Below are 19,333 nucleotides of genomic sequence, written 5' to 3'. Positions count from 1 at the left end.
CTTCAGTGCCCTTCGGCTCACTATCTCGATTCGGCGGTGGGATGTCCAACCATGGGCAACGTGTAAGAGATCCTTACAAGCTGCGCGATCGACAGCGGTCCCCTGACTCGCCGACGCACGGTGACGCTGCCTCTTTGGCCACCCATCTGCTCGAAGAGCGAACTGCTGATGAAAACTCGATAAAAAACCATAAGCTCGAAAACTCAGGCTAAACTATTGTTTTTATGAATATAGTCCAAGAAACGATGCCTCCCCCTCCCACTGGAATCAAATCCCGATCAAGAAATCAGGCCCAGATGGGTACATAGCCAGCACGGGGGCGCTCTGGGTCCGCAACCTCGATCAACTCAGCCTCCTGTGCCTGCTTGATCACCGCCATCACTGCCGAGGCCTGGAGAGCGGGGGCTCATGCCTCTCCGTCACTCATCGACCGCCGTGCCTTGGCAGTCAGGCGGTACTTCTGTAATCGGCTGGATGGTTTTTCCGGCAACGTATACTCGACCAGTCCCTCGTCCATCAGCTCTTGCAGGGTCCGCTTGAAGGCGCCCGTCTTGCTCTTGAGACCGAGCACATGGATGAGGTCTTTAGAGGAGAGCGCTCCCTGCTGCCGCAGTGCCAGAAGCACCGCATCTGACTGGGCCCCTGACTGGGCCCCTGACTGGGCCCCTGACTGGGCCTTGCCCTCAATAGACACGGCCTGTTCGTGAACCGGCAGCCGAATCAGGAAGTAGCTGCGATCCTCATCGCTGTCGAACTCCGGCAATGGCGAGCCATTGGTGCTCATGGCACGCAGCACCTTGGGAATGCCAGTAGAGCGCCCCTCGGTGAGGTCCAGCTCCTTGAGGAATTCGCCGATACGGCGATTACGGTAACGGCGACTAACCGCTCGCCCAACCCTCAGTTCCTCCATCCGAATCGACCGGTCCGGGCCTGGAAAGCTGAGTACTATGAGTTCTTCCGGGGTGATGCGCACCTCGATGGGCTCACGAATCTCGTAGGAACGGTGATAAACCGCGTTGACCACTGCCTCTTCGATGGCCGCGTAGGGGTAATTCCAGAAACGCTCTGCCTCGGCGCGATCCGGATGCTTGAGTACCGTTTCGGTGAGGTAGTGGCGTTGGATATACTCCAGGGCATCGCGGGTAATGCGCCCCAGAGGACCGCGGAACACCTTCTCGTCGAAACGGTCGCCGCCAGGACCGTCGGGAAACCACACCACATCAATCTGGGTAGCCGGAAAGAAGCGGCCTGGATCGTCGTTGAAGAACAACAGGCCCACGTTCTTCGGGAAGGCGGACTCGGATGGGCCACCGGCAATATTCATCCTTCTGCAGAGTTCCTCGCGGCGGAGCTGAGCTACGTCGACGGCCAGCTCGCTGCCCACCTCGTTAAGAAACTCCTCGATCAACCGCAGCGAGACGTCATCAAGAGTCGCCGTCTGACTGTAACGGTCATCGAAGGGCACGGTGGCAGCCAGCGACAGCAGTTCGCGCTCATCATCGCCACGAGCGCGAACTGTGCTTGTATGCTTGCGAATATACCAGCCCCATTCACGCTGAGTGTTGGACAGGCTGCGCCGAGCCTTGTAGGGACGGACTTCGCCCCCTGGGGCCCACAGGACGAGCAGCATCTTTCCTTCGATGCAGTAGGTCGCCGTCAGCGGATGATAAGGCGGCTGAATCGCCGAGTTGCCAAGGTTGAGCAGCTCCTTCTGGATGGCATCAATCTCGGATGGCTCGATCCCTACGGGAGGTAACTGTGGCTGCCCATCACGCTCCTCGACGCCAATCACTACATAGCCACCGCCCAGATTATGGAAGTCATTGGCGAAGGCACAAAGCGTATGCAGAATCGCTTCTGGATTCCATCCTGCTTTGTATTCAATACGCTCTTCTTCCACCGTGCGCTGGAGCAGCAAATCCTGGAGGTTAATGGGCAGCTTGCTGTTCATCCAATGGCCTCCTCCACCGCCGTCTCGGCCTCCCTGGCCGTCAGCTCTCCGGAGAAGGCCTTCTGCAGCAGGGACTGCTTCAGCTCGGCGAGAGCGGCGAGTTTTTGTTGGTAGATGAATTCCAAGCGCTGCGCTTCGTGAGAAAGTTCGTCAAAGGTTGACGACAATTTTTCTTGCTCATCACAAGAAGGAACTGGGACTTCATATTGCTTAAGCTTCTCTATGGGCAAGGCATTATAAGCTGACCCACGAGAAATCCTCTTAAGGTTTTCCACAAAACATATAAGTGCGTATTTCAAAAAACTAGAATTTATATTTTTAAAATCCTTCAGCCAAAGCACATTGCCATCTTTAAAATAAAATTCATCATTATTATCTACAACATACACCTCACCGATCGTCCCAATCGCTGTGATTAAAATATCATCAACCTCTGGAACACCATGCTTACTCTTGATTTCTACGTACCTCTTCTTGGAAATAAACAGCGGTTTTGAAATGGCTTGACCATGCGCAAGCTCCTTTATCTCTTTGGTTCTAAAGAACGGAACTCCACTCTCAGTGTATTCACTTTTAAAAATTCTTTTGCTGGAAGTAATATTTCCGAGATCCGATAGTTTTTTATTATTCCAGCCCACACCCCGATGACTAAAACCCGAATTCAGGTAACTCTCGAACAATTCGCGGGCGTTAGCAAGGTTTTTTTCGGTATTAGCAACGACCGTATCGATTCCCTCAAAGGCCTCATCAAGGATGGCGACGATGCGCTTTTGTTCTTCTATCGACTCAGGAAACGAGACAAGAAATTGGCTTTCTAGCTTCTGCCTAGGAAGCTCCGTCTGCCCACTTGCCCCTTCCCCACTGCTAATAATCTCATCTTCAATCTTGATGAGCATATAGCCAAAAAAATCATGATAGAACAACCCATCAGCGGGCCTAACAATTGTCACATGGGTATCAACGGTAGCCGACTCACTCGGCTCACTTCGAACTTGCGCGACTCGCCCCAGAGTCCCTGTGCCCGTAGAATTCACCAGGACATCGCCGAGCTGGATCAAGCGCTCCTGCGGAACCTTTTTGGCATCAACATCATGCCGGCGAGCGAGAGCGTAATTTATAGAATGGTCGCGAACACACTTCTGGTTGATGACGCATACACCACCCGCATCAGTGTACTTGGGGGCAATGCCGCGTTTGATCATCTCACTGACTTCGCCTAGCTTAGCGCTCTTCCACCCTTCCCTCATAACATCCCCCGAATCCCTTCCAGGATCTCCTCGGCTTCGCGATCCAACGTCTCGATCTCGTTGATGATCACCTCAGGGTCGCGCAGCGGCGCTACCTCGGCCTTGTTGGGGTTCTTCACCGAGAGATCGAAGCTGTCGCGGTCCAGGTCATCGACGCTGACCTTCCAGGAATTGTCGGAGTCGGCAAAGCTGGCCTGCAGCCTGACGAAGTCGGCGAGGTCGTAGTCGTTGAGCGGGTTGGTCTTGCCCAGGCTGCGGCCGGGGTCGAGCTGGTAGTACCAGATCTCGCGGGTGGGGGCGCCCTTCTCGAAGAACAGCACCACCGTCTTGACTCCGGCGCCGAGGAAGGTGCCGCCGGGGCAGTCGAGGATGCTATGCAGGTTGCAGCTCTCCAAAAGCTCCTGGCGCAGTGCCTTCGATGCGTTGTCGGCGTTGGACAGGAAGGTGTTCTTGATCACCACCGCCGCGCGGCCGCCGGCCTTGAGGCGCTTGATGAAGTGCTGCAGGAAGAGGAAAGCGGTCTCGCCGGTTTTGATCGGGAAGTTCTGCTGGACCTCCTTGCGCTCCTTGCCGCCGAAGGGCGGGTTGGCGAGGATCACGTCGAAGCGGTCTCGCTCCTGCAGGTCGGCGAGGTTCTCGGTGAGGGTGTTGGTGTGCACCAGGTTGGGCGCCTCGATGCCATGCAGGATCATGTTCATGATGCCGATGACATACGGCAGGCTCTTCTTCTCCTTGCCGAAGAAGGTGTGGTTCTGCAGGGTGTCGAGCTGCTCAGTGGTGAGCCGGCGCGGCTCGTCGCTATTGATGCCGTAGCGCAGGTAGTCGTGGGCCTCGCAGAGGAAGCCCGCCGACCCCGCCGCGCCGTCGTAGAGGCGCTCGCCGATCTGCGGGTCGATCACCCGGATCATGGCGCGAATCAGCGGGCGCGGGGTGTAGTACTCGCCACCGTTGCGCCCGGCGTTGCCCATGTTCTTGATCTTGGCCTCGTAGAGGTGCGAGAGCTCGTGCTTCTCGGCCTGGGAGCGGAACTGCAGGCTGTCCACCAGTTCCAGGGCGTCGCGCAGGCTGTAACCGCTCTGGAACTTGTTGCGCACCTCGCCGAAAATCTCGCCGATCTTGTACTCGATGGTATCCGGCCCGCTGGCCCGCTCGCGGAAACCCTGCAGGTAGGGGAAGAGCTCGCGATTGACGAAGTCCAGCAGGTCGTCGCCGGTCAGGGCCCGGTCGCGATCCAGGCTGCCATCGCGTTGGCGTGGTGCCGCCCAGCTCGACCACTGATAGGCCGTATCGATGATGAAGTCGAAGGGCTTCCCGGCCAGGGTGGCATTGATGGCGCGGCTCTGCTCCAGATCGTCCAGGTACTTGAGGAAAAGCAGCCAGGAGGTCTGCTCGGTGTAGTCCAGCTCGGTGGCGCAGCCGGCCTCTTTCCACAACACATCGTCGATGTTCTTGAAGGTCTGCTCGAACATGGGGTTCCGCGGTTCCTTGCGATGGGAATCTTGGGGGCAATGCTACGCCGCGGCGTCGGCCTGCGCCAATCGCCCGTGGCGACCGGACCGGGACTCACGCAGGCGCCTCCTTCACTCCGCCCGTACCGAGGTGCCTTATTTTAATTTCGGCCCGAAATTAAAATAAGCGGCCACGCTATTTTCATTTCCGGCGCTCGGATGGCGCTCACCGCGCCATGACATGTCGATGCCATCGACATCTCCGGCGGACGTGTCGAAAAAATCGCGTTTCTTGAACATGTCGCTGCGACATGTCGACGCCGTGAACATGACGAAGCCCCCTACCGCTCATACAGCAACAAGCCCGGCACGCTGACCGGGCTTGCTACCTTCAGGGGCGGGCGTCGACTCAGCCGAGCCGGTCGTACCCGTTATCGAGGAAGGGGTAGTCGATGTAGCCGGTCTCGGCGCCGCCGTAGAAGGTGCTCGGGTCGGGCTCGTTGAGCTTGGCCTGGAGGCGGTAGCGCTCGGGCAGGTCGGGGTTGGCGATGAAGGGGCGGCCGAAGGCCACGGCGTCGGCGGTGTTGTCGTCCAGCCGGGCCTGGGCGCGCTCGGCGTCGTAGTTGCCGCAGTAGATCAGCCCACCGCTGAAGCGCTGGCGCATCTGCTCGCGGAAGCCTTCGGGGTAGGTAATGTCGCTACCCGCGAAGTCGGGCTCGTTGAAGTGGAGATAGGCCAGGCCGCGGCGTTTGAGCTCACCGGCCAGGTAGAATGCCATCGCTTCCGGCTCTTCGTCGGTGAGGCCGAACAGTTCGAGGAAGGGGGTCAGGCGGATGCCGACGCGTGTGGGGCCGAACACCTCGGCGACCGCATCGACCACCTCCAGCGGGAAACGCGCACGGTTCTCCAGCGAGCCACCGTACTGGTCGGTACGCTGGTTGGTACCGGTGGCGAGGAACTGGTTGAGCAGGTAGGCGTTGGCGGCGTGGATTTCCACCATGTCGAAGCCGGCGCGCCTGGCCCGCACGGCGGCCTGGCGGTAGTCCTCGACGATGCCGGGGATCTCGTCGGTCTCGAGCGCCCGCGGCGTGCTGGTGGGGTGCGGCCCCGCCGTGCCGTCCTCGAACTCGACGAAGCACTCCGCGCCCTCGCCCTTCAGCGCGCTGGGGGCCACGGGCTGCTCGCCGTCGGGCTGCACCAGTTCGTGGGAGACGCGTCCCACGTGCCACAACTGCAGGGCGATGCGCCCACCCTTGGCGTGCACGGCCTCGACGACGCCCTTCCAGCCGGCTTCCTGCTCGTCGGTCCAGATCCCCGGCGTATAGGCGTAGCCGCGAGCCGTCGGCGAGATATTGGTGGCCTCGCTGATGATCAGCCCCGAACTGGCGCGCTGGCCGTAGTACACCTGCTGCAACCTGCCGGGCACGCTGTCCGGCGTGCGCGAGCGGGTCAGCGGCGCCATGATCACGCGGTTGGGCAAGCTCAGGCTGCCAAGCTTGAGCGGGGTGAATAGCGATGTATCAGGCATCGAGGCGCCTCCTGCTGAAAAATGAATGCACATGTTGGAAAAATCAACGTCATCCATAGTAAGCGTGTTAACAATTTCTGTCAGGAAAGTGGGTGAATCGCCCGGATAGCCTGGCGCTATGGATGATGACAGCATCGGCCTGCCCCGGCGGCCATGATAGGCTTTCCCTCATCGCCACCAAGGAGCGCGCCATGACCGCCGCCGAGATGCTCGACCGCCTGGTGGGCTTCCCCACCGTCTCCCGTGATTCCAACCTGGACCTGATCGCCTTCGTGGAGGGCCTGCTCGACGAGCACGGCGTTCCGCACTGGCGGGTGGAGAGCGACGACGGGCGCAAGGCCAACCTGCTGGCGCGCATCGGCCCGGACGTGGCCGGCGGCGTGGTGCTCTCCGGCCATACCGACGTGGTGCCGGTGGACGGCCAGCCCTGGTCCACCGACCCCTTCCGCCTGGTCGACAAGGGCGACGGTCGCCTCTACGGCCGAGGCACCTGCGACATGAAGGGCTTCATCGCCTGCGCCCTGGCCGAGGTGCCTCGCTGGGTAAGCCTCGAGCTGACGAGGCCGATCTGGCTGGCACTCTCCTACGACGAAGAGGTCGGCTGCATCGGCGCGCCGCGCATGATCGAGACGCTGATGTCCGAGCATCCGCTGCCCGCCGCGGTGATCGTCGGCGAGCCGACGCTGATGCACCCGGTGGTGGCCCACAAGGGCGCCACCAACCTGCGCACCACCGTCACCGGCCGCGCCAGCCACTCCAGCCAGGTCAACCAGGGGGTCTCGGCGATCCACGTGGCGGCGAGGCTGGTCACCTATATCGAGGAGGTGATGGCCGAGCTCAAGGCCGAGGGGCGCGTCGACGAGGCCTTCAACGTGGTGCACTCGAGCCTGCACGTGGGCAAGATCGCCGGCGGTACGGCGATCAACATCATGGCCCGGGAATGCACCTTCGAGTGGGAGATCCGCCACCTGCCATCGGATCGCTTCTCTGACCTTCTGGGCCGGGTCAGCGCCCGGGCGGCCGAGCTCGAGGCCGAGATGCAGCGGCGTGCGCCGGAGGCCTCCATCGTCACCGAGGCGCTCAACGAGACGGTGCCGGCGCTGGCCGACGACAACAACGCCGAAGTGCTGGCACTCTGCAACGCGCTGCTCGGCGAGCGCCCCGCCGGCGCGGTGGCCTACGCCACCGAGGCGGGGCAATTCCAGCGCCGAGGGCTGCCCACGGTGATCTGCGGCCCGGGCAGCATCGGCCAGGCCCACCAGCCCGACGAATATATCGAGCGCGAGCAGCTCGAGGCCGGCACCCGTTTCATGGTGGCGCTGGGCGAACGACTGTGCCACGACTAGCTTCCGTCAAGGAGAGACCCATGCCCCGACTGCTGATCGTCAAGACCGGCGATGCCTTCCCCGAGGTCGTGGAATCCCACGGCGACTTCGAGGCGCTGTTCCAGCAGGCGCTGGCCCGCGCCGGCTTCAGCGCCACGGTGTTCGACGCCCGCCACGCGCCTCTGCCCGCACTCGAGGGCATCGATGGACTTTATATCACCGGCTCCCACGCCATGGTGAGCGACGCCGAGCCCTGGAGCGAAGCCCTGAAACCCTGGCTGGTGGAGGCGCGGGAGCGCAACCTGGCGATGCTGGGAGTGTGCTATGGCCACCAGCTGATGGCCGCGGCCTTCGGCGGGGTCAGCGACTACCATCCGGCGGGGCGCGAGTCCGGCACGCACGCCGTCACGCTCACCGACGCAGGCCGCGACGATCCCCTGCTCGGCCAGCTGCCCAAGCGCTTCCCGGCCCAGCTGACCCACGCCCAGTCGGTGCTCCAGGCGCCGAAAGACGCGGTGATACTGGCGCGCAACGCCCACGATGGCTATCAGGCGCTGCGCTACGGCCCGCGCCAATGGAGCGTCCAGTTCCATCCGGAGTTCACCGCCGAGGTGATGCGCGCCTACCTGGCCCGCCAGGTCGACAAGCTGCGCGACCAGGGGCAGGACCCGGAAGCGCTGCTCGAGAGCATCACCGTCACTCCGGAGGCCGGCTCACTGCTGACCCGCTTTGCTGAAGCAGTGGCAAGCGACTCGCCGAGCTGAGACGTCAGCAGGATCAGTGGCGCTCGCCCACCGGCGGACCAGGCTCACCGCGCTCGATGCTCTCTTCCGCCGCCGCGTCGCGCAGGCGCCGGGTATCCGGCGCGCCTTCGGCGGCCTTGCGGCGCTGACGATAGAGGTCGCGCAGGGAGCTTGCCAGCATGGCGGCGACGATCATGCCACCCCCCAGGAAGGCCAGCGCCGCCGGCACCTCGCCGACCCACCACCACACCAGCAGGGTGCCGGCCAGAGTCTCGACCAGCATCACCAGGCTGACCTCGGCGCCGGGCAGGTAGCGCGCGCCGGTCTGGATCAGGAAGTAGGCTAGCGGCAGAATCAGCCCCATCAGCGCCAGGCGCTGCATGTCCTCGGCATCGGGCAGCTGGGCGCCGCCCATCAGCGCCGCCGGCACCAGCATGGCCAGACAGCCCAGCGGCAGCACCACCGTGGTATCGAGCCCCCGGGTGCCGCTGCCCCGCTGGGCGCTGGCCACCGTGGTGTTCACGGCGATGGCGATCGGAATGATCAGCGCCACGGCCAGTCCCAGTAGGCTACCCTGCCCCACCTCGCCGGCGGCCATCAGGCTCGCCCCGATCACGCACACCGCAATCACCACCCAGGTCTGGCGGCGCAGCCGCTGCCCGAACAGCAGCATGCCGATCAGTCCCGCCGCCAGCGGCGCCAGGTTGAGCATCACCAGCACGTTCCCGGCCGTGGTCAGGCGCGTGGCGCCGACGAAGGCCCAGGCACTGGCCGCAAAGGCCAGCGGGCACCAGAGCGCCGCCGGCCCGCAGGCGCGAATGGCCTGGGGCAGGCGCTCGCGATAGCGCAGCGCGGCGATCAACAGCAGCACCAGGCCGAGCATCAGCCCGCGCCAGAACATGAAGGTGGCCACATCCACGCTGGTGTCCTTGACCAGCAGGGCATCCGGCGAGAGCAGCAGCACACCGGTGACGGTGATCAGGTAGCCGCGTAGACGAAACGGCAGCCGCTTCCACATGCAGCATCCTCCTTGCCGACAACACTTCAGGGGCCCCGTTTCAGGGGCCCCAACGACAACAGGCCGGAGCTGAGCTCCGACCTGTCGGGGGTGTGGCGCCGCCTGAGGAGGCGGCAACCGGTGTCTCAGGCGCGTGACGGGCGGCGGATCGGCGCGTCGCCGTCCTCGCGACGACGGCGCGGGGCACGCTCGGGGGCACCGCTGTCCTCGCTGATCTCCAGGGCGCGGCCGGCGACGCGGGCGCGGGCCATCTTGGCCAGGATGCTGGCCGGCAGCGAGCTGGGCAGCTCCACCACGGAGAAGGAGGTGCGGATATCGATGCGACCGATACGGGCCCCTTCGATGCCGCCTTCGTTGGCCAGGGCGCCAACCAGCTGGCCCGGCTTGACGCCGTCCTTGTGGCCCACGGAGACGCGGTAGCGGGTCATGCCTTCGCTCGGGCCACGGCTCTCACGGCGCGCCGGCTTGCCGTCGCGGGAGTCGCGGTCATTGCGAGTCTCCTTGCGCGGCGCCTGCATGCGGCCGATGGGGGACTCGTCGGCACGGGCCAGACGGGCAAAGGAGCAGGCCAGCTCGATGGGATCATAGCCCTCCTCGACCAGGCGACCGACCAGAGCGAGCTGCTCCTCGGCACCGGCGGTCAGCGCGGCGATCACCTTCTGGTGGAAGACCTCGTCGCGGTGAGCGCGAATGGCGGCTTCGTCGGGCACTTCCATCTCGCCGAGCTTCTGGCCGGTGGCCTGCTCGATCCAGCCCACCTTGCGGCCTTCACGGAAACCCACGAAGGTAATGGCGACCCCGGTACGCCCTGCCCGGCCGGTACGACCGATGCGGTGCGTATAGGCCTCGGCATCCTGGGGCAGGTCGTAGTTGATGATGTGGGTCAGACGCGACACGTCCAGACCACGAGCGGCCACGTCGGTGGCGATCAGAATATCCACCTTGCCCCGCTTGAGGCGGGTAACGGTGCGCTCACGCAGGCTCTGGTCCAGGTCACCGGACAAACTGGCAACGCTCAGGCCACGGGCACTGAGCTGTTCCGTCAAGGTGGTGCAGGCCGCACGGGTGCGTACGAAGACGATGGCGCCATCAACGGGCTCAACCTCGAGAATACGGGCCAGGGCTTCCAGTTTGGCGCCACCGTCGACACGAACCAGGAACTGCTCGATGCTCGCCGCGGTGCCCTTCGCCGAGGCAATGGCAACCTTGACCGGATCGACCAGATAGCGGTTGACGATGCGCTCGATCTCGGTCGGCAGGGTCGCGGAGAAGAACACCCGCTGGGCTTCCTTGGGGGTATCGGCGACCACGCGCTTGACGTCGTCGATGAAGCCCATGCGCAGCATCTCGTCGGCTTCGTCGAGCACCAGGGAGGTGAGCCCGTCGAGCTTGAGGCTGCCGCGATCCAGGTGATCGATGACTCGGCCCGGGGTGCCTACCACGACCTGAGCGCCGCGCTTCAGCGCGCCCAGCTGCTCGCGATACTCCTGACCGCCGCACAGGGTGGCGACTTCCAGGCCCTGGAGGTTCTGACCGTACTTGCTGAAGGAAACGGCCACCTGCTGGGCCAGCTCACGGGTCGGCGCCAGCACCAGCACCTGGGGCTCGCGGCGAGTCAGCTCGATGCGCGACAGGATCGGCAGAGCGAAGGCAGCGGTCTTGCCGGTGCCGGTCTGGGCCTGGCCCAGCATGTCACGACCTTCCAGCAGGGCCGGAATGGTCTGAATCTGGATCGGCGAGGGGATCTCGTAGCCCAGAGTCTTGACGGCAGAAAGAACGGCGGGCAGCAGAGCGAGGTCGCCGAAGCTCGGCGAGGCGACAGAAGTCGAGGTCATCAATCACACCTTGGTAGGCCGGAATCACCGGCATAAATTCATTGGCGTCCCTGACGCGAACAAAACGGTCAGGCGGGCTGCGCCCTCAAGGGGTTGCAGCACGGGACATCGGAGTCGGGGACGCCGGTCGCACCTAGCATCGGTTCCATGCCATCGGGGATGGCGATCAGGAACCCTGTGGCGACCATTTGCGCCGATCTCGCCAGAGTGGCGGGATCTCGGTTGGCGCTCCATCTACACAATTCGAACGCTTGCGGCAGTCAGCGATGGCGCTGGGCCTGGCGTTGCGGCGCCCATCCTGTGATCGGTCGATGACCGGCAGCGATGGCGTCGTACATGATGGTGGGGTCAGCACATGCGAGGAAGGCCGCATGCTACCATCGTCCCCTTCCACTGGCCAGCTTTTTCGCCGGGCCCGCCCTGCTTTCCACTTAGGGAGACGCTCCATGCCGACGCTGTGGGTCGACGCCGACGCCTGCCCCAAGGTGGCACGCGATATCATCGTGCGCGCCGCCGAACGTACCTCGACTGCCGCCTGGTTCGTGGCCAACCATGCGGTGCCCCTGCCCCGTTCACAGTGGGTCAAGGCGCTGGCGGTGAGCCAGGGCTTCGACGCCGCCGATGACGAGATCGTCGAGCGCATCGCGGCCGGTGACCTGTTGATCACCTCCGACCTGCCGCTGGCCATGTCGGCCATCGAGCGTGGGGCGAAGGTGATGACCACCCGCGGCGAGGCGCTCAACGAGAACAATATCCGCGCCCGGGTACAGATGAGGGACTTCATGGAGACCATGAGGGCCAGCGGGGAGCACAGCGGTGGGCCCAAGGGCTACTCGGACGCCGACCGCCGGGAATTTGCCAATGCGCTGGATAGATGGCTGGCGAAGAACGGTTGAGCCATAAGGCATCTGTACCCGGGTCCAGATGCGACTGATACAAGGGCAGCATGGAGACCATGAGGGCCAGCGGCGAACACAGCGGTGGGCCCAAGGGCTACTCGGACGCCGACCGGCGGGAATTCGCCAATGCGCTGGACCGCTGGCTGGCAAAGAACGGTTGAGCCCATCATTTACCACCCGGCTCTCACCAATAAAGAACCACCATCGCGCAATACCTACCTGGGCGCTGTTTTCACTGGTGGGAGCCACGCTCCGCGGGGCGAAAGGCCGAGGCCACTGCATTGCCTGGTAACACCGCTGGGCGCCTGCGGCGCCATTCGCCGGGCAAAGCCCAGTCCCACCAGCAAGAACCAATGCCACCTGAGACCGAGGCCTCCGCCTTGCTTTCAAAGCGATGGATCATCGCTGGCTGGCAAGGAACCGTTAACCCTTCTCGCGGATGCCCTTGCCCGGCAGGCGCTCACGGTCATGGGGGCGTTCGAGGCCCAGCAGCGGGCCGTGGGGCACGATGCGGGTGGGGTTGATGTTGTCGTGGCTGTAATAGTAGTGGCGCTTGATATGGTCGAAGTCGACCGTCTCGGCGACACCCGGCCACTGATAGAGCTCGCGCACATAGTTGGAGAGGTTCGGGTAGTCCTCGATGCGCCGCAGGTTGCACTTGAAGTGGCCGTGGTAGACGGCATCGAAGCGGATCAGGGTGGTAAAGAGGCGAATATCGGCCTCGGTGAGCCATTCGCCGGCCAGGTAACGGCTCTCCGCCAGGCGTGTCTCCATCCGGTCCAGCGCCTCGAACAGCGCCACCACGTGTTTCTCGTAGACCTTCTGCTCGGTAGCGAAGCCCGACTTGTAGACGCCGTTATTGATGTGGTCATAGACATCCTCGTTGACCGCATCGATGGTCTCGCGCAGGTCCTCGGGGTAGAAGTCCAGGCGGTTGCCGGTCAGCTCATCGAAGGCGCCGTTGAACATGCGCAGCAGCTCGGCCGACTCGTTGTTGACGATGCGTTCCTGCTGCTTGTCCCACAGCGCCGGCACCGTCACGCGGCCGGTGTAGCGCGAATCGGTGAGGGTGTAGAGCTGGTGGTGGAAGTCGACGCCGTTGACCGGGTCGCCGCTGGCGCCCTCGGCCACATCGTAGGTCCAGCCCTCGTCGAGCATCAGCGGGCTGACATGGGACAGGCCGATGAGATCCTCGAGCCCCTTGAGCTTGCGCAGGATCATGGTGCGGTGCGCCCAGGGACAGGCCAGCGAGACATAGAGGTGGTAGCGTCCCGCTTCGGCGGGCAGGCCCGGCTGGCCGTCCGGCCCCTCGCCGCCGTCGCGAGTCACCCAGTCGCGCAGCTGAGCGGATTCACGCACGAATTCGCCGCCGTGCTTGTCGGTGTCATACCACTGGTCATGCCACTTGCCGTTGATCAACAGGCCCATGGAGCTTCTCCTCTGTGGGCGACCTGACGCCGCCGATTGGATTGCGATGCCTCCATCTTAGTGCGAAATCATCGACGCTTCAGCGCATATTCTGGGCTTATTCATTCGAAGAAATCGAATCCTCTTCGAGCAAGCAGCCGCTCGCCTCCCTGAGCAGCGCCTCGGCCAAGGCTCGGGTGGCGGGGCCGGCACGGTCGCGGTCGCGGTGGATCAACTGCACCGGAATCTCGCGCACGCCGCCGGCAGAGAGCGGCAAAGGCTTCAATCGCCCCGCCTCGAGCCCCTCATGGATGCGCGTCTCGGGCAACCAGGCGAAGCCCAGGCCACGCTCCAGCATGTCGATGGAGGTCTCCAGGTGACTCACGGTCCAACGTTGCTCGGCCTTGAGCCAGCCGGAGTCGAGGGACTGGCGCTGCGCCGAGTCTCGCACTACCAACTGGCGGTGCTGCACCAGGTCACGCAGGTCGAGGCTGCGCTCGAGACGGTGCAGCGCGTGCCCGGGATGAGCCACCGCCACGAAGCGCACGGTGACCAGCGGCTCGCCCAGGAAGCCCTGGGCCGAGAGGCCGGAGATGACCAGGTCGGCGCTGCCGTCGTAGAGCATCTCGATGCCGCCGTTGAGCACCGTCTCGTGAAGCTGGACCCGCACATAGGGGTAGGCCTCGGAGAAGTCGTCCAGGGCGCGGGCCAGGGCGTCGGAGGGGAAGACCTGATCCACGGCCAGCACCACTTCAGCCTCCAGCCCCTCGGCGAGCCGGCCGGCCACATCCTCCAGGGCGGCGGCGCTCTCGATCAGCTGGCGGGCACGGCGCAGCAGCAGCTCGCCGGCCTCGGTCAGGCGCACCTGCCGGCCGACCGGCTCCAGCACCTGAACGCCGAGCAATTCCTCGAGCTTGTGCACCGCATGGTTGAGGGTGGAGGGACTCTTGTGGATCGCCTCGGCGGCGCGAGCAAAGCCGCCGTGGTCGACCACCGCGGCCAGCATCTGCCACTGGGCCAGGGTGACGCGTGACATTTCGATATCCTCGAATGAATAAAGCGAAACAATGCGCTTAAGTTTCGAAAAAGTCGGCCTAGAATGCCAGATAACGCTTCATTATGAAGCCCTCACGACAACCAGAGGTCCCTGTCATGACATCTTCCCTCCTTCGCCAGGTCGATCGCCTGCAGCCCAGCCAGCCGAGCCAGGACGGCGACGGCGTCAAGATCAAGCGGATCCACGACTTCGGCGGCGGGCTGGACCCCTTCCTGATGCTGGACGAGTTGGGCTCCGACCGGCCGGATGACTATATCGGCGGCTTTCCGCCCCACCCCCATCGCGGCATCCAGACCCTCACCTACGTAATTCACGGCGGCCTGACCCACGAGGACCACCTGGGTCACTCGAGCACGATCAATGCTGGCGATGCCCAGTGGATGCACACCGGCCGCGGCATCATCCACTCCGAGATGCCGCTTACCGACCGCCATGGCCTGCACGCCTTCCAGCTATGGCTGAACCTGGCTGCCAGCGAGAAGATGAGCCCGGCGGATTATCGCGATGTGCGTAGCAATGAAATGTCGCGCCTGTCCATCGATGGCGCCGAGCTGATCGCCCTGGGCGGTCGCTGGACCCGTAATGACGGCGAGACCGTCGTGGGACCGCTGGATGCCCTGGCCGGCAGCGGTTGCGTGGCCCATGTGAACCTGGCGGCGGGTAGCGAGCTGGTCCTGCAGACCGACGCCCCTACCCTGCTGGCCTATGTGTTCGAGGGTGAGCTGGCGGTGGGTGATGCCAGGGTGCCGGCGGGCCACCTGGCACGGCTTACCGAGGGCGACCTGCTGGCGCTGACAAGCCCCGCGGGCGGCCAGGCCCTGCTGCTGGCGGGCACGCCCCACCGGGAGCCCGTCGCCCACTACGGGCCCTTCGTGATGAACAGCCAGGCGGAGCTCCAGCAGGCGCTGCATGACTATCGCGACGGCACCTTTACCGGCTGAGACCAATTTCCGTGGAATAGGGTTGATTTCCGGGCCCGCCCGGGCTTTAATAACATTCAGTAACAAATGGTGTTTTTTCGGCTCTCTCGCATCGCATAAATTCGGCGCGGGAGGGTTACTGTGCGTACGTACAGGATAGGCATGTCATACATCATGGGTTAAGGTTCAGATGCCTTTTTTGTCTTTTCCATTATTCACTGGCCCTTACCCATGTTGCGAATCCTTCATTCGCTGCCCCGCACGCACAAGTTATTGCTATTGCCGGTTGCCACCATGGTCACCGTGCTGGGCGCACAGAAAATCGTCACCACCTACCAGGATGTCCAGCGTGAACACCGAACGCTCGACACTGTGATTGTCCCCCTCGAGGTCGATGCCAGCCCTGGCCTCCCCTCGCTCAGTTTTCAACGCAGCCCCCTTGGCGATGCCATCGACATGGCCAGCCAGGCGCTGGACGCCACACGCAACCATCTGCCTCTGGCAAAGCTTGTCGATGGCGAGGCCCTCGATTTGGACCTGATCGACAGCGCCAGTGCGTCAGCCGATGGCGACCTGCCACTGGCGCTCACCCGCCCGGCCGCCAGTCAGCCTGAACCCGAATCCGCCGAAGAGGCCCTGGTCGGCGCTCGACTCGACCAGGGTGCCGTGCACATGGCCGTGGTGGTAGGCACCATCGGCAGCGGCATGCTCGACCACGACGGCGCCATGGTGGCCGATGCCACCTCCTATGAGGTGGTGTCGGATGAGGAACTGGGGCTTTTCGAGAATGGCCCCGTGATCCTCGAAAAGGAGATTGCCACCACCGAGCCCTTTGTGCCGGAGTGGCAGACTTACACCGTCAAGCAGGGTGACACCTTCGCGGTGATGGCTCAGAACCGCCTTGGCATGGGCTACAGCGAAGTGCTGCGCCTGCTCGATGAGTTGCCCGACAAGAACGCCCTGGCCCGCTGGCGGGCCGGCAACAGCTTCGACTATCAGCTCGACGAAGACGGCAATCTGCTTTCCCTGCGCATGATGCGCAACGCCCGCAACGGCTTCCTGGTGGAGCGCGATGATGCCGGCTTCGAGGTCGCCACCATCGAGCGCACCGGCGAGGCCTCCCAGCGCCTGTTCGCCGGCACCGTCAGCGGCAGCTTTACTCGCTCGGCGCAGGCCACCGGCCTCTCCAGCGCAGAGATCAGCGAGCTGTCCCGCGTGCTGGGCAAGAAACTCGATTTCCGCCGCGACACCCGTCGCGGCGATCGTTTCCAGGTGCTGGTGGAGTCGGACATCATCGACGGCTCGAGCTTCGACCCGCGGGTGCTGGCGGTGCAGTACGAGGGCGAGCGCTTCGACATGACCCTGGTCCGCAACAGCGCCGACAGCAATTTCTACACCCCGGACGGCGAGAGCCTGGACCCGGCCTTCGAGCGCTACCCCTTCGAGGGCAGCTACCGGCTGAGCTCCGGCTTCAACCCGAATCGCAGGCACCCGGTCACCGGTCGCGTGAGCCCTCATCGCGGCACCGACTTCGCCATGCCCATCGGCACACCGATCGTCGCGCCCGCGGATGGCCGCGTGGAGAAGGTCGCCAATCACCCGACGGCCGGGCGCTACATCGTGGTCCGCCACGACAACGGCTACCAGACCCGCTACCTGCACCTCTCCCGCCCCCTGGTCAGCCGCGGCGACCGGGTGACCATGGGCGAGCGCATCGCGCTCTCCGGCAACACCGGCCGCAGCACCGGCCCGCACCTGCACTACGAGGTGCTGGTGAACAACAGCCAGGTCAATGCGATGACCGTGGACCTGCCGGAGAACATGAGCCTCTCCGGCGACACGCTGGTGGCCTTCCAGCGCCAGGCCGAACCGCTGCTGGCTGCCCTGCAGAGCGGCGACACCGGCACAGTGGTGGCAAGCCGTCGCGGTGACGACCAGGACTGAGCCTTCGCCTGATACCATCCAGCGCCCCGCTTGACAGCGGGGCGCTGCGGTTAGGGCCTCTGGCCAGTCGCTGTTGACCCTCTCTCCAGGCACGGAGACACCGCTTGTCCTCACCCCATATGCGCCGCAGCCAACCCACTCCCCCACCCGCGAACCGCCTGGCGGCCTTCTTCAGCGTCTTCCGCTACAGCCGTCGAGCGCTGGTGCTGGTCTGGCAGACCTCGCGGCCGCTCACCATTGGCCTGGCGCTGTGCACCCTAGTGGCCGGCGTGCTGCCGGCGGTAGCAGCCTGGATCGGCCAGCTGATCGTCGATGCCGTGGTCGCGGCCATGGCACACCATCGCGAGACCGGCGCGCCCCTCACCCTCGAGAGTGCCTGGCCGGTGCTGCGCTACGTGCTGGCCGAGGCCGGAGTGATCGCCGCCATCGCCATGGCCCAGCGCGGGCTCTCGGCCCAGCAGTCGCTGCTGCGCGCCCTGCTCGGCCAGAAGGTCAACGTGATGATCCTCGAGAAGGCCGGCACCCTGAGCCTGGCCCAGTTCGAGGATTCGGAGTTCTACGACAAGCTGACCCGGGCCCGCCGCGAGGCATCGATCCGCCCGCTGGGCCTGGTCAACAAGACCTTCGGCCTCGCCCAGAACGGCATCTCGCTGATCAGCTTCGGCTTCCTGCTGGTGCAGTTCTCGCCCTGGGCCCTGCTGATCCTGGCAGTGGGCGCGCTGCCGGTGTTTCTCTCCGAGGCCAAGTTCTCCGGCGACGCCTTCCGGCTCTTTCGCTGGCGCTCACCCCAGACCCGCATGCAGATGTACCTGGAGACGGTGCTGGCCCGGGAGGACAGCATCAAGGAGGTCAAGCTGTTCGGCCTCGAGCCGCTGCTGCTCGAGCGCTACCGAAAGATCTTCGACACCCTCTACGGCGAGGACCGCCGGCTGACGATTCGCCGCGAGAGCTGGGGCTTCGGCCTCGGGCTGCTGGGCACCCTGGCCTTCTATGGCGCCTACGCCTGGGTGGTGGTGGAGACCGTCTCCGGCACCCTGACCCTGGGCGAGATGACCATGTACCTGATGGTCTTCAAGCAGGGGCAGGGGGCGCTCTCGGCGAGCCTCACCGCGATCAGCGGCATGTACGAGGACAACCTCTACCTTTCCAACCTCTACGAGTACCTGGAGCAGCCGGTGGCGGCCCAGGCCGGCACCCTCACCGAGGGCGCACGCCCCGGCGACGGCATCCGCTTCGAGAGCGTGGGCTTCACCTACCCCGGTGCCGAGCGGCCGGCGCTCTCCGGCATCTCGTTGCATCTGCCGCCCGGTGCAAGCCTGGCACTGGTGGGCGCCAACGGCTCGGGCAAGACCACCCTGATCAAGCTGCTCACCCGGCTCTATGAGCCCACCGAAGGGCGCATCCTGCTCGACGGCAGCGACCTGCGCGACTGGGATATCCAGGCCCTGCGCCGACGTGTCGGGGTGATCTTCCAGGACTTCGTGCGCTACCAGATGAAGGTGGGCGAGAACCTCGGCGCCGGCGACGTGGTGGCCTTCGAGGACGAGGCGCGCTGGCAGGAGGCGGCGCGGCGCGGCCTGGCCGATGACTTCATCGCCGCGATGCCCGGCGGCTACCACACCCAGCTGGGGCGCTGGTTCAAGGGCGGCCAGGAGCTCTCCGGCGGCCAGTGGCAGAAGATCGCCCTGTCGCGGGCCTACATGCGCGAGAGCGCCGACATCCTGGTGCTCGACGAGCCCACCGCGGCCATGGATGCCGCCGCCGAGGCGGCGGTGTTCGCCGACTTCCGAGAACACAGCCACGACAAGATGACCATCCTGATCTCCCACCGCTTCTCCACGGTGCGCGCCGCCGACCAGATTCTGGTCATCGATGGCGGCGAGATCCTCGAGCAGGGTAACCACGAGAGCCTGATGGCCGCCAACGGCCGCTATGCCCGGCTCTTCCGGCTGCAGGCAAAGGGGTATGAATAGGCCCCATCGCGCAATAAATTGCCGAGGGGCCGGACCGG

General features: G+C 64.4%; 16 protein-coding genes. 7 read left to right on the top strand and 9 right to left on the bottom strand.

Translation table 11 applies throughout. The annotated features are described in order from the left end of the window. Window positions 1–406 precede the first annotated feature (406 nt). The 5 genes from ACM26W_RS05880 to ACM26W_RS05860 all read right to left on the bottom strand — a co-directional run bounded on the left by ACM26W_RS05880 (window position 407) and on the right by ACM26W_RS05860 (window position 6,174). Entirely contained in the window at window positions 407–1,951 is a 1,545-nt protein-coding gene (locus tag ACM26W_RS05880) for a Fic family protein (protein ID WP_416139905.1), read from the bottom strand. Next, window positions 1,948–3,198, bottom strand: a complete 1,251-nt coding sequence (locus tag ACM26W_RS05875; RefSeq protein WP_416139904.1) for a restriction endonuclease subunit S — start codon at window positions 3,196–3,198, stop codon at window positions 1,948–1,950. The genes ACM26W_RS05880 and ACM26W_RS05875 overlap by 4 nt, the downstream gene beginning before the upstream one ends. After that, window positions 3,195–4,667, bottom strand: coding sequence for an N-6 DNA methylase (locus ACM26W_RS05870; protein ID WP_416139903.1), 1,473 nt, complete (start codon window positions 4,665–4,667; stop codon window positions 3,195–3,197). The genes ACM26W_RS05875 and ACM26W_RS05870 overlap by 4 nt, the downstream gene beginning before the upstream one ends. A 135-nt stretch (window positions 4,668–4,802) precedes the next feature. Continuing rightward, window positions 4,803–4,946 carry a hypothetical protein gene (locus ACM26W_RS05865; RefSeq protein ID WP_416139902.1) on the bottom strand — a complete coding sequence of 48 codons (144 nt, stop codon included), beginning with the start codon at window positions 4,944–4,946 and terminating at the stop codon, window positions 4,803–4,805. Between the two features lie 109 nt (window positions 4,947–5,055). After that, on the bottom strand, window positions 5,056–6,174 hold the full coding sequence (locus ACM26W_RS05860; RefSeq protein ID WP_416139901.1) for an alkene reductase: 1,119 nt from the start codon (window positions 6,172–6,174) through the stop codon (window positions 5,056–5,058). Between the two features lie 191 nt (window positions 6,175–6,365). On the opposite strand from ACM26W_RS05860, the gene argE reads away from it, so the two are divergent. Together argE and ACM26W_RS05850 are read left to right on the top strand one after the other, a co-directional pair. After that, a complete protein-coding gene (gene argE / locus ACM26W_RS05855; RefSeq protein ID WP_416140825.1) occupies window positions 6,366–7,520 on the top strand; it encodes an acetylornithine deacetylase in 1,155 nt (384 codons plus the stop codon). A gap of 20 nt (window positions 7,521–7,540) precedes the next feature. Continuing rightward, complete coding sequence (locus tag ACM26W_RS05850; RefSeq protein ID WP_416139900.1) at window positions 7,541–8,263, top strand: glutamine amidotransferase; 723 nt, start codon at window positions 7,541–7,543, stop codon at window positions 8,261–8,263. Window positions 8,264–8,276: 13 nt separating this feature from the next. Here ACM26W_RS05850 and ACM26W_RS05845 read toward each other — a convergent pair whose 3' ends face one another. Further along, window positions 8,277–9,260, bottom strand: a complete 984-nt coding sequence (locus ACM26W_RS05845) for a DMT family transporter (protein ID WP_416139899.1) — start codon at window positions 9,258–9,260, stop codon at window positions 8,277–8,279. 125 nt (window positions 9,261–9,385) lie between these two features. Continuing rightward, on the bottom strand, window positions 9,386–11,095 hold the full coding sequence (locus ACM26W_RS05840) for a DEAD/DEAH box helicase (RefSeq protein WP_416139898.1): 1,710 nt from the start codon (window positions 11,093–11,095) through the stop codon (window positions 9,386–9,388). A gap of 446 nt (window positions 11,096–11,541) precedes the next feature. Here ACM26W_RS05840 and ACM26W_RS05835 point away from each other — a divergent pair, with 446 nt between their 5' ends. Further along, on the top strand, window positions 11,542–11,991 hold the full coding sequence (locus ACM26W_RS05835) for a YaiI/YqxD family protein (RefSeq protein WP_416139897.1): 450 nt from the start codon (window positions 11,542–11,544) through the stop codon (window positions 11,989–11,991). Window positions 11,992–12,041: 50 nt separating this feature from the next. Then, window positions 12,042–12,155: a DUF188 domain-containing protein gene (locus ACM26W_RS05830; RefSeq protein ID WP_416139896.1), complete on the top strand. Its 114-nt coding sequence runs from the start codon at window positions 12,042–12,044 to the stop codon at window positions 12,153–12,155. A gap of 262 nt (window positions 12,156–12,417) precedes the next feature. Here the strand turns inward: ACM26W_RS05830 and ACM26W_RS05825 are convergent, their stop codons facing one another. Both ACM26W_RS05825 and ACM26W_RS05820 read right to left on the bottom strand, forming a co-directional pair. Further along, window positions 12,418–13,422 carry a glutathione S-transferase family protein gene (locus tag ACM26W_RS05825; RefSeq protein WP_416139895.1) on the bottom strand — a complete coding sequence of 335 codons (1,005 nt, stop codon included), beginning with the start codon at window positions 13,420–13,422 and terminating at the stop codon, window positions 12,418–12,420. 97 nt (window positions 13,423–13,519) lie between these two features. Further along, window positions 13,520–14,437: a LysR family transcriptional regulator gene (locus tag ACM26W_RS05820; protein ID WP_416139894.1), complete on the bottom strand. Its 918-nt coding sequence runs from the start codon at window positions 14,435–14,437 to the stop codon at window positions 13,520–13,522. A 116-nt stretch (window positions 14,438–14,553) separates the two neighbouring features. Here ACM26W_RS05820 and ACM26W_RS05815 point away from each other — a divergent pair, with 116 nt between their 5' ends. The 3 genes from ACM26W_RS05815 (at window position 14,554) to ACM26W_RS05805 (ending at window position 19,295) form a co-directional block, all read left to right on the top strand. Next, complete coding sequence (locus ACM26W_RS05815) at window positions 14,554–15,399, top strand: pirin family protein (RefSeq protein ID WP_416139893.1); 846 nt, start codon at window positions 14,554–14,556, stop codon at window positions 15,397–15,399. A 210-nt stretch (window positions 15,400–15,609) separates the two neighbouring features. Continuing rightward, window positions 15,610–17,322 carry a peptidoglycan DD-metalloendopeptidase family protein gene (locus ACM26W_RS05810; protein ID WP_416139892.1) on the top strand — a complete coding sequence of 571 codons (1,713 nt, stop codon included), beginning with the start codon at window positions 15,610–15,612 and terminating at the stop codon, window positions 17,320–17,322. A 119-nt stretch (window positions 17,323–17,441) separates the two neighbouring features. Beyond that, entirely contained in the window at window positions 17,442–19,295 is a 1,854-nt protein-coding gene (locus ACM26W_RS05805; RefSeq protein ID WP_416140824.1) for an ABC transporter ATP-binding protein, read from the top strand. The last annotated feature ends 38 nt before the right edge of the window (window positions 19,296–19,333 follow it).

It is taken from the genome of Halomonas sp. HK25, from assembly GCF_047795635.1.
Lineage (GTDB): Bacteria > Pseudomonadota > Gammaproteobacteria > Pseudomonadales > Halomonadaceae > Halomonas.
Note: the sequence above shows the minus strand (reverse complement) of the source record. Positions and strands in the feature narration are given on the sequence as shown.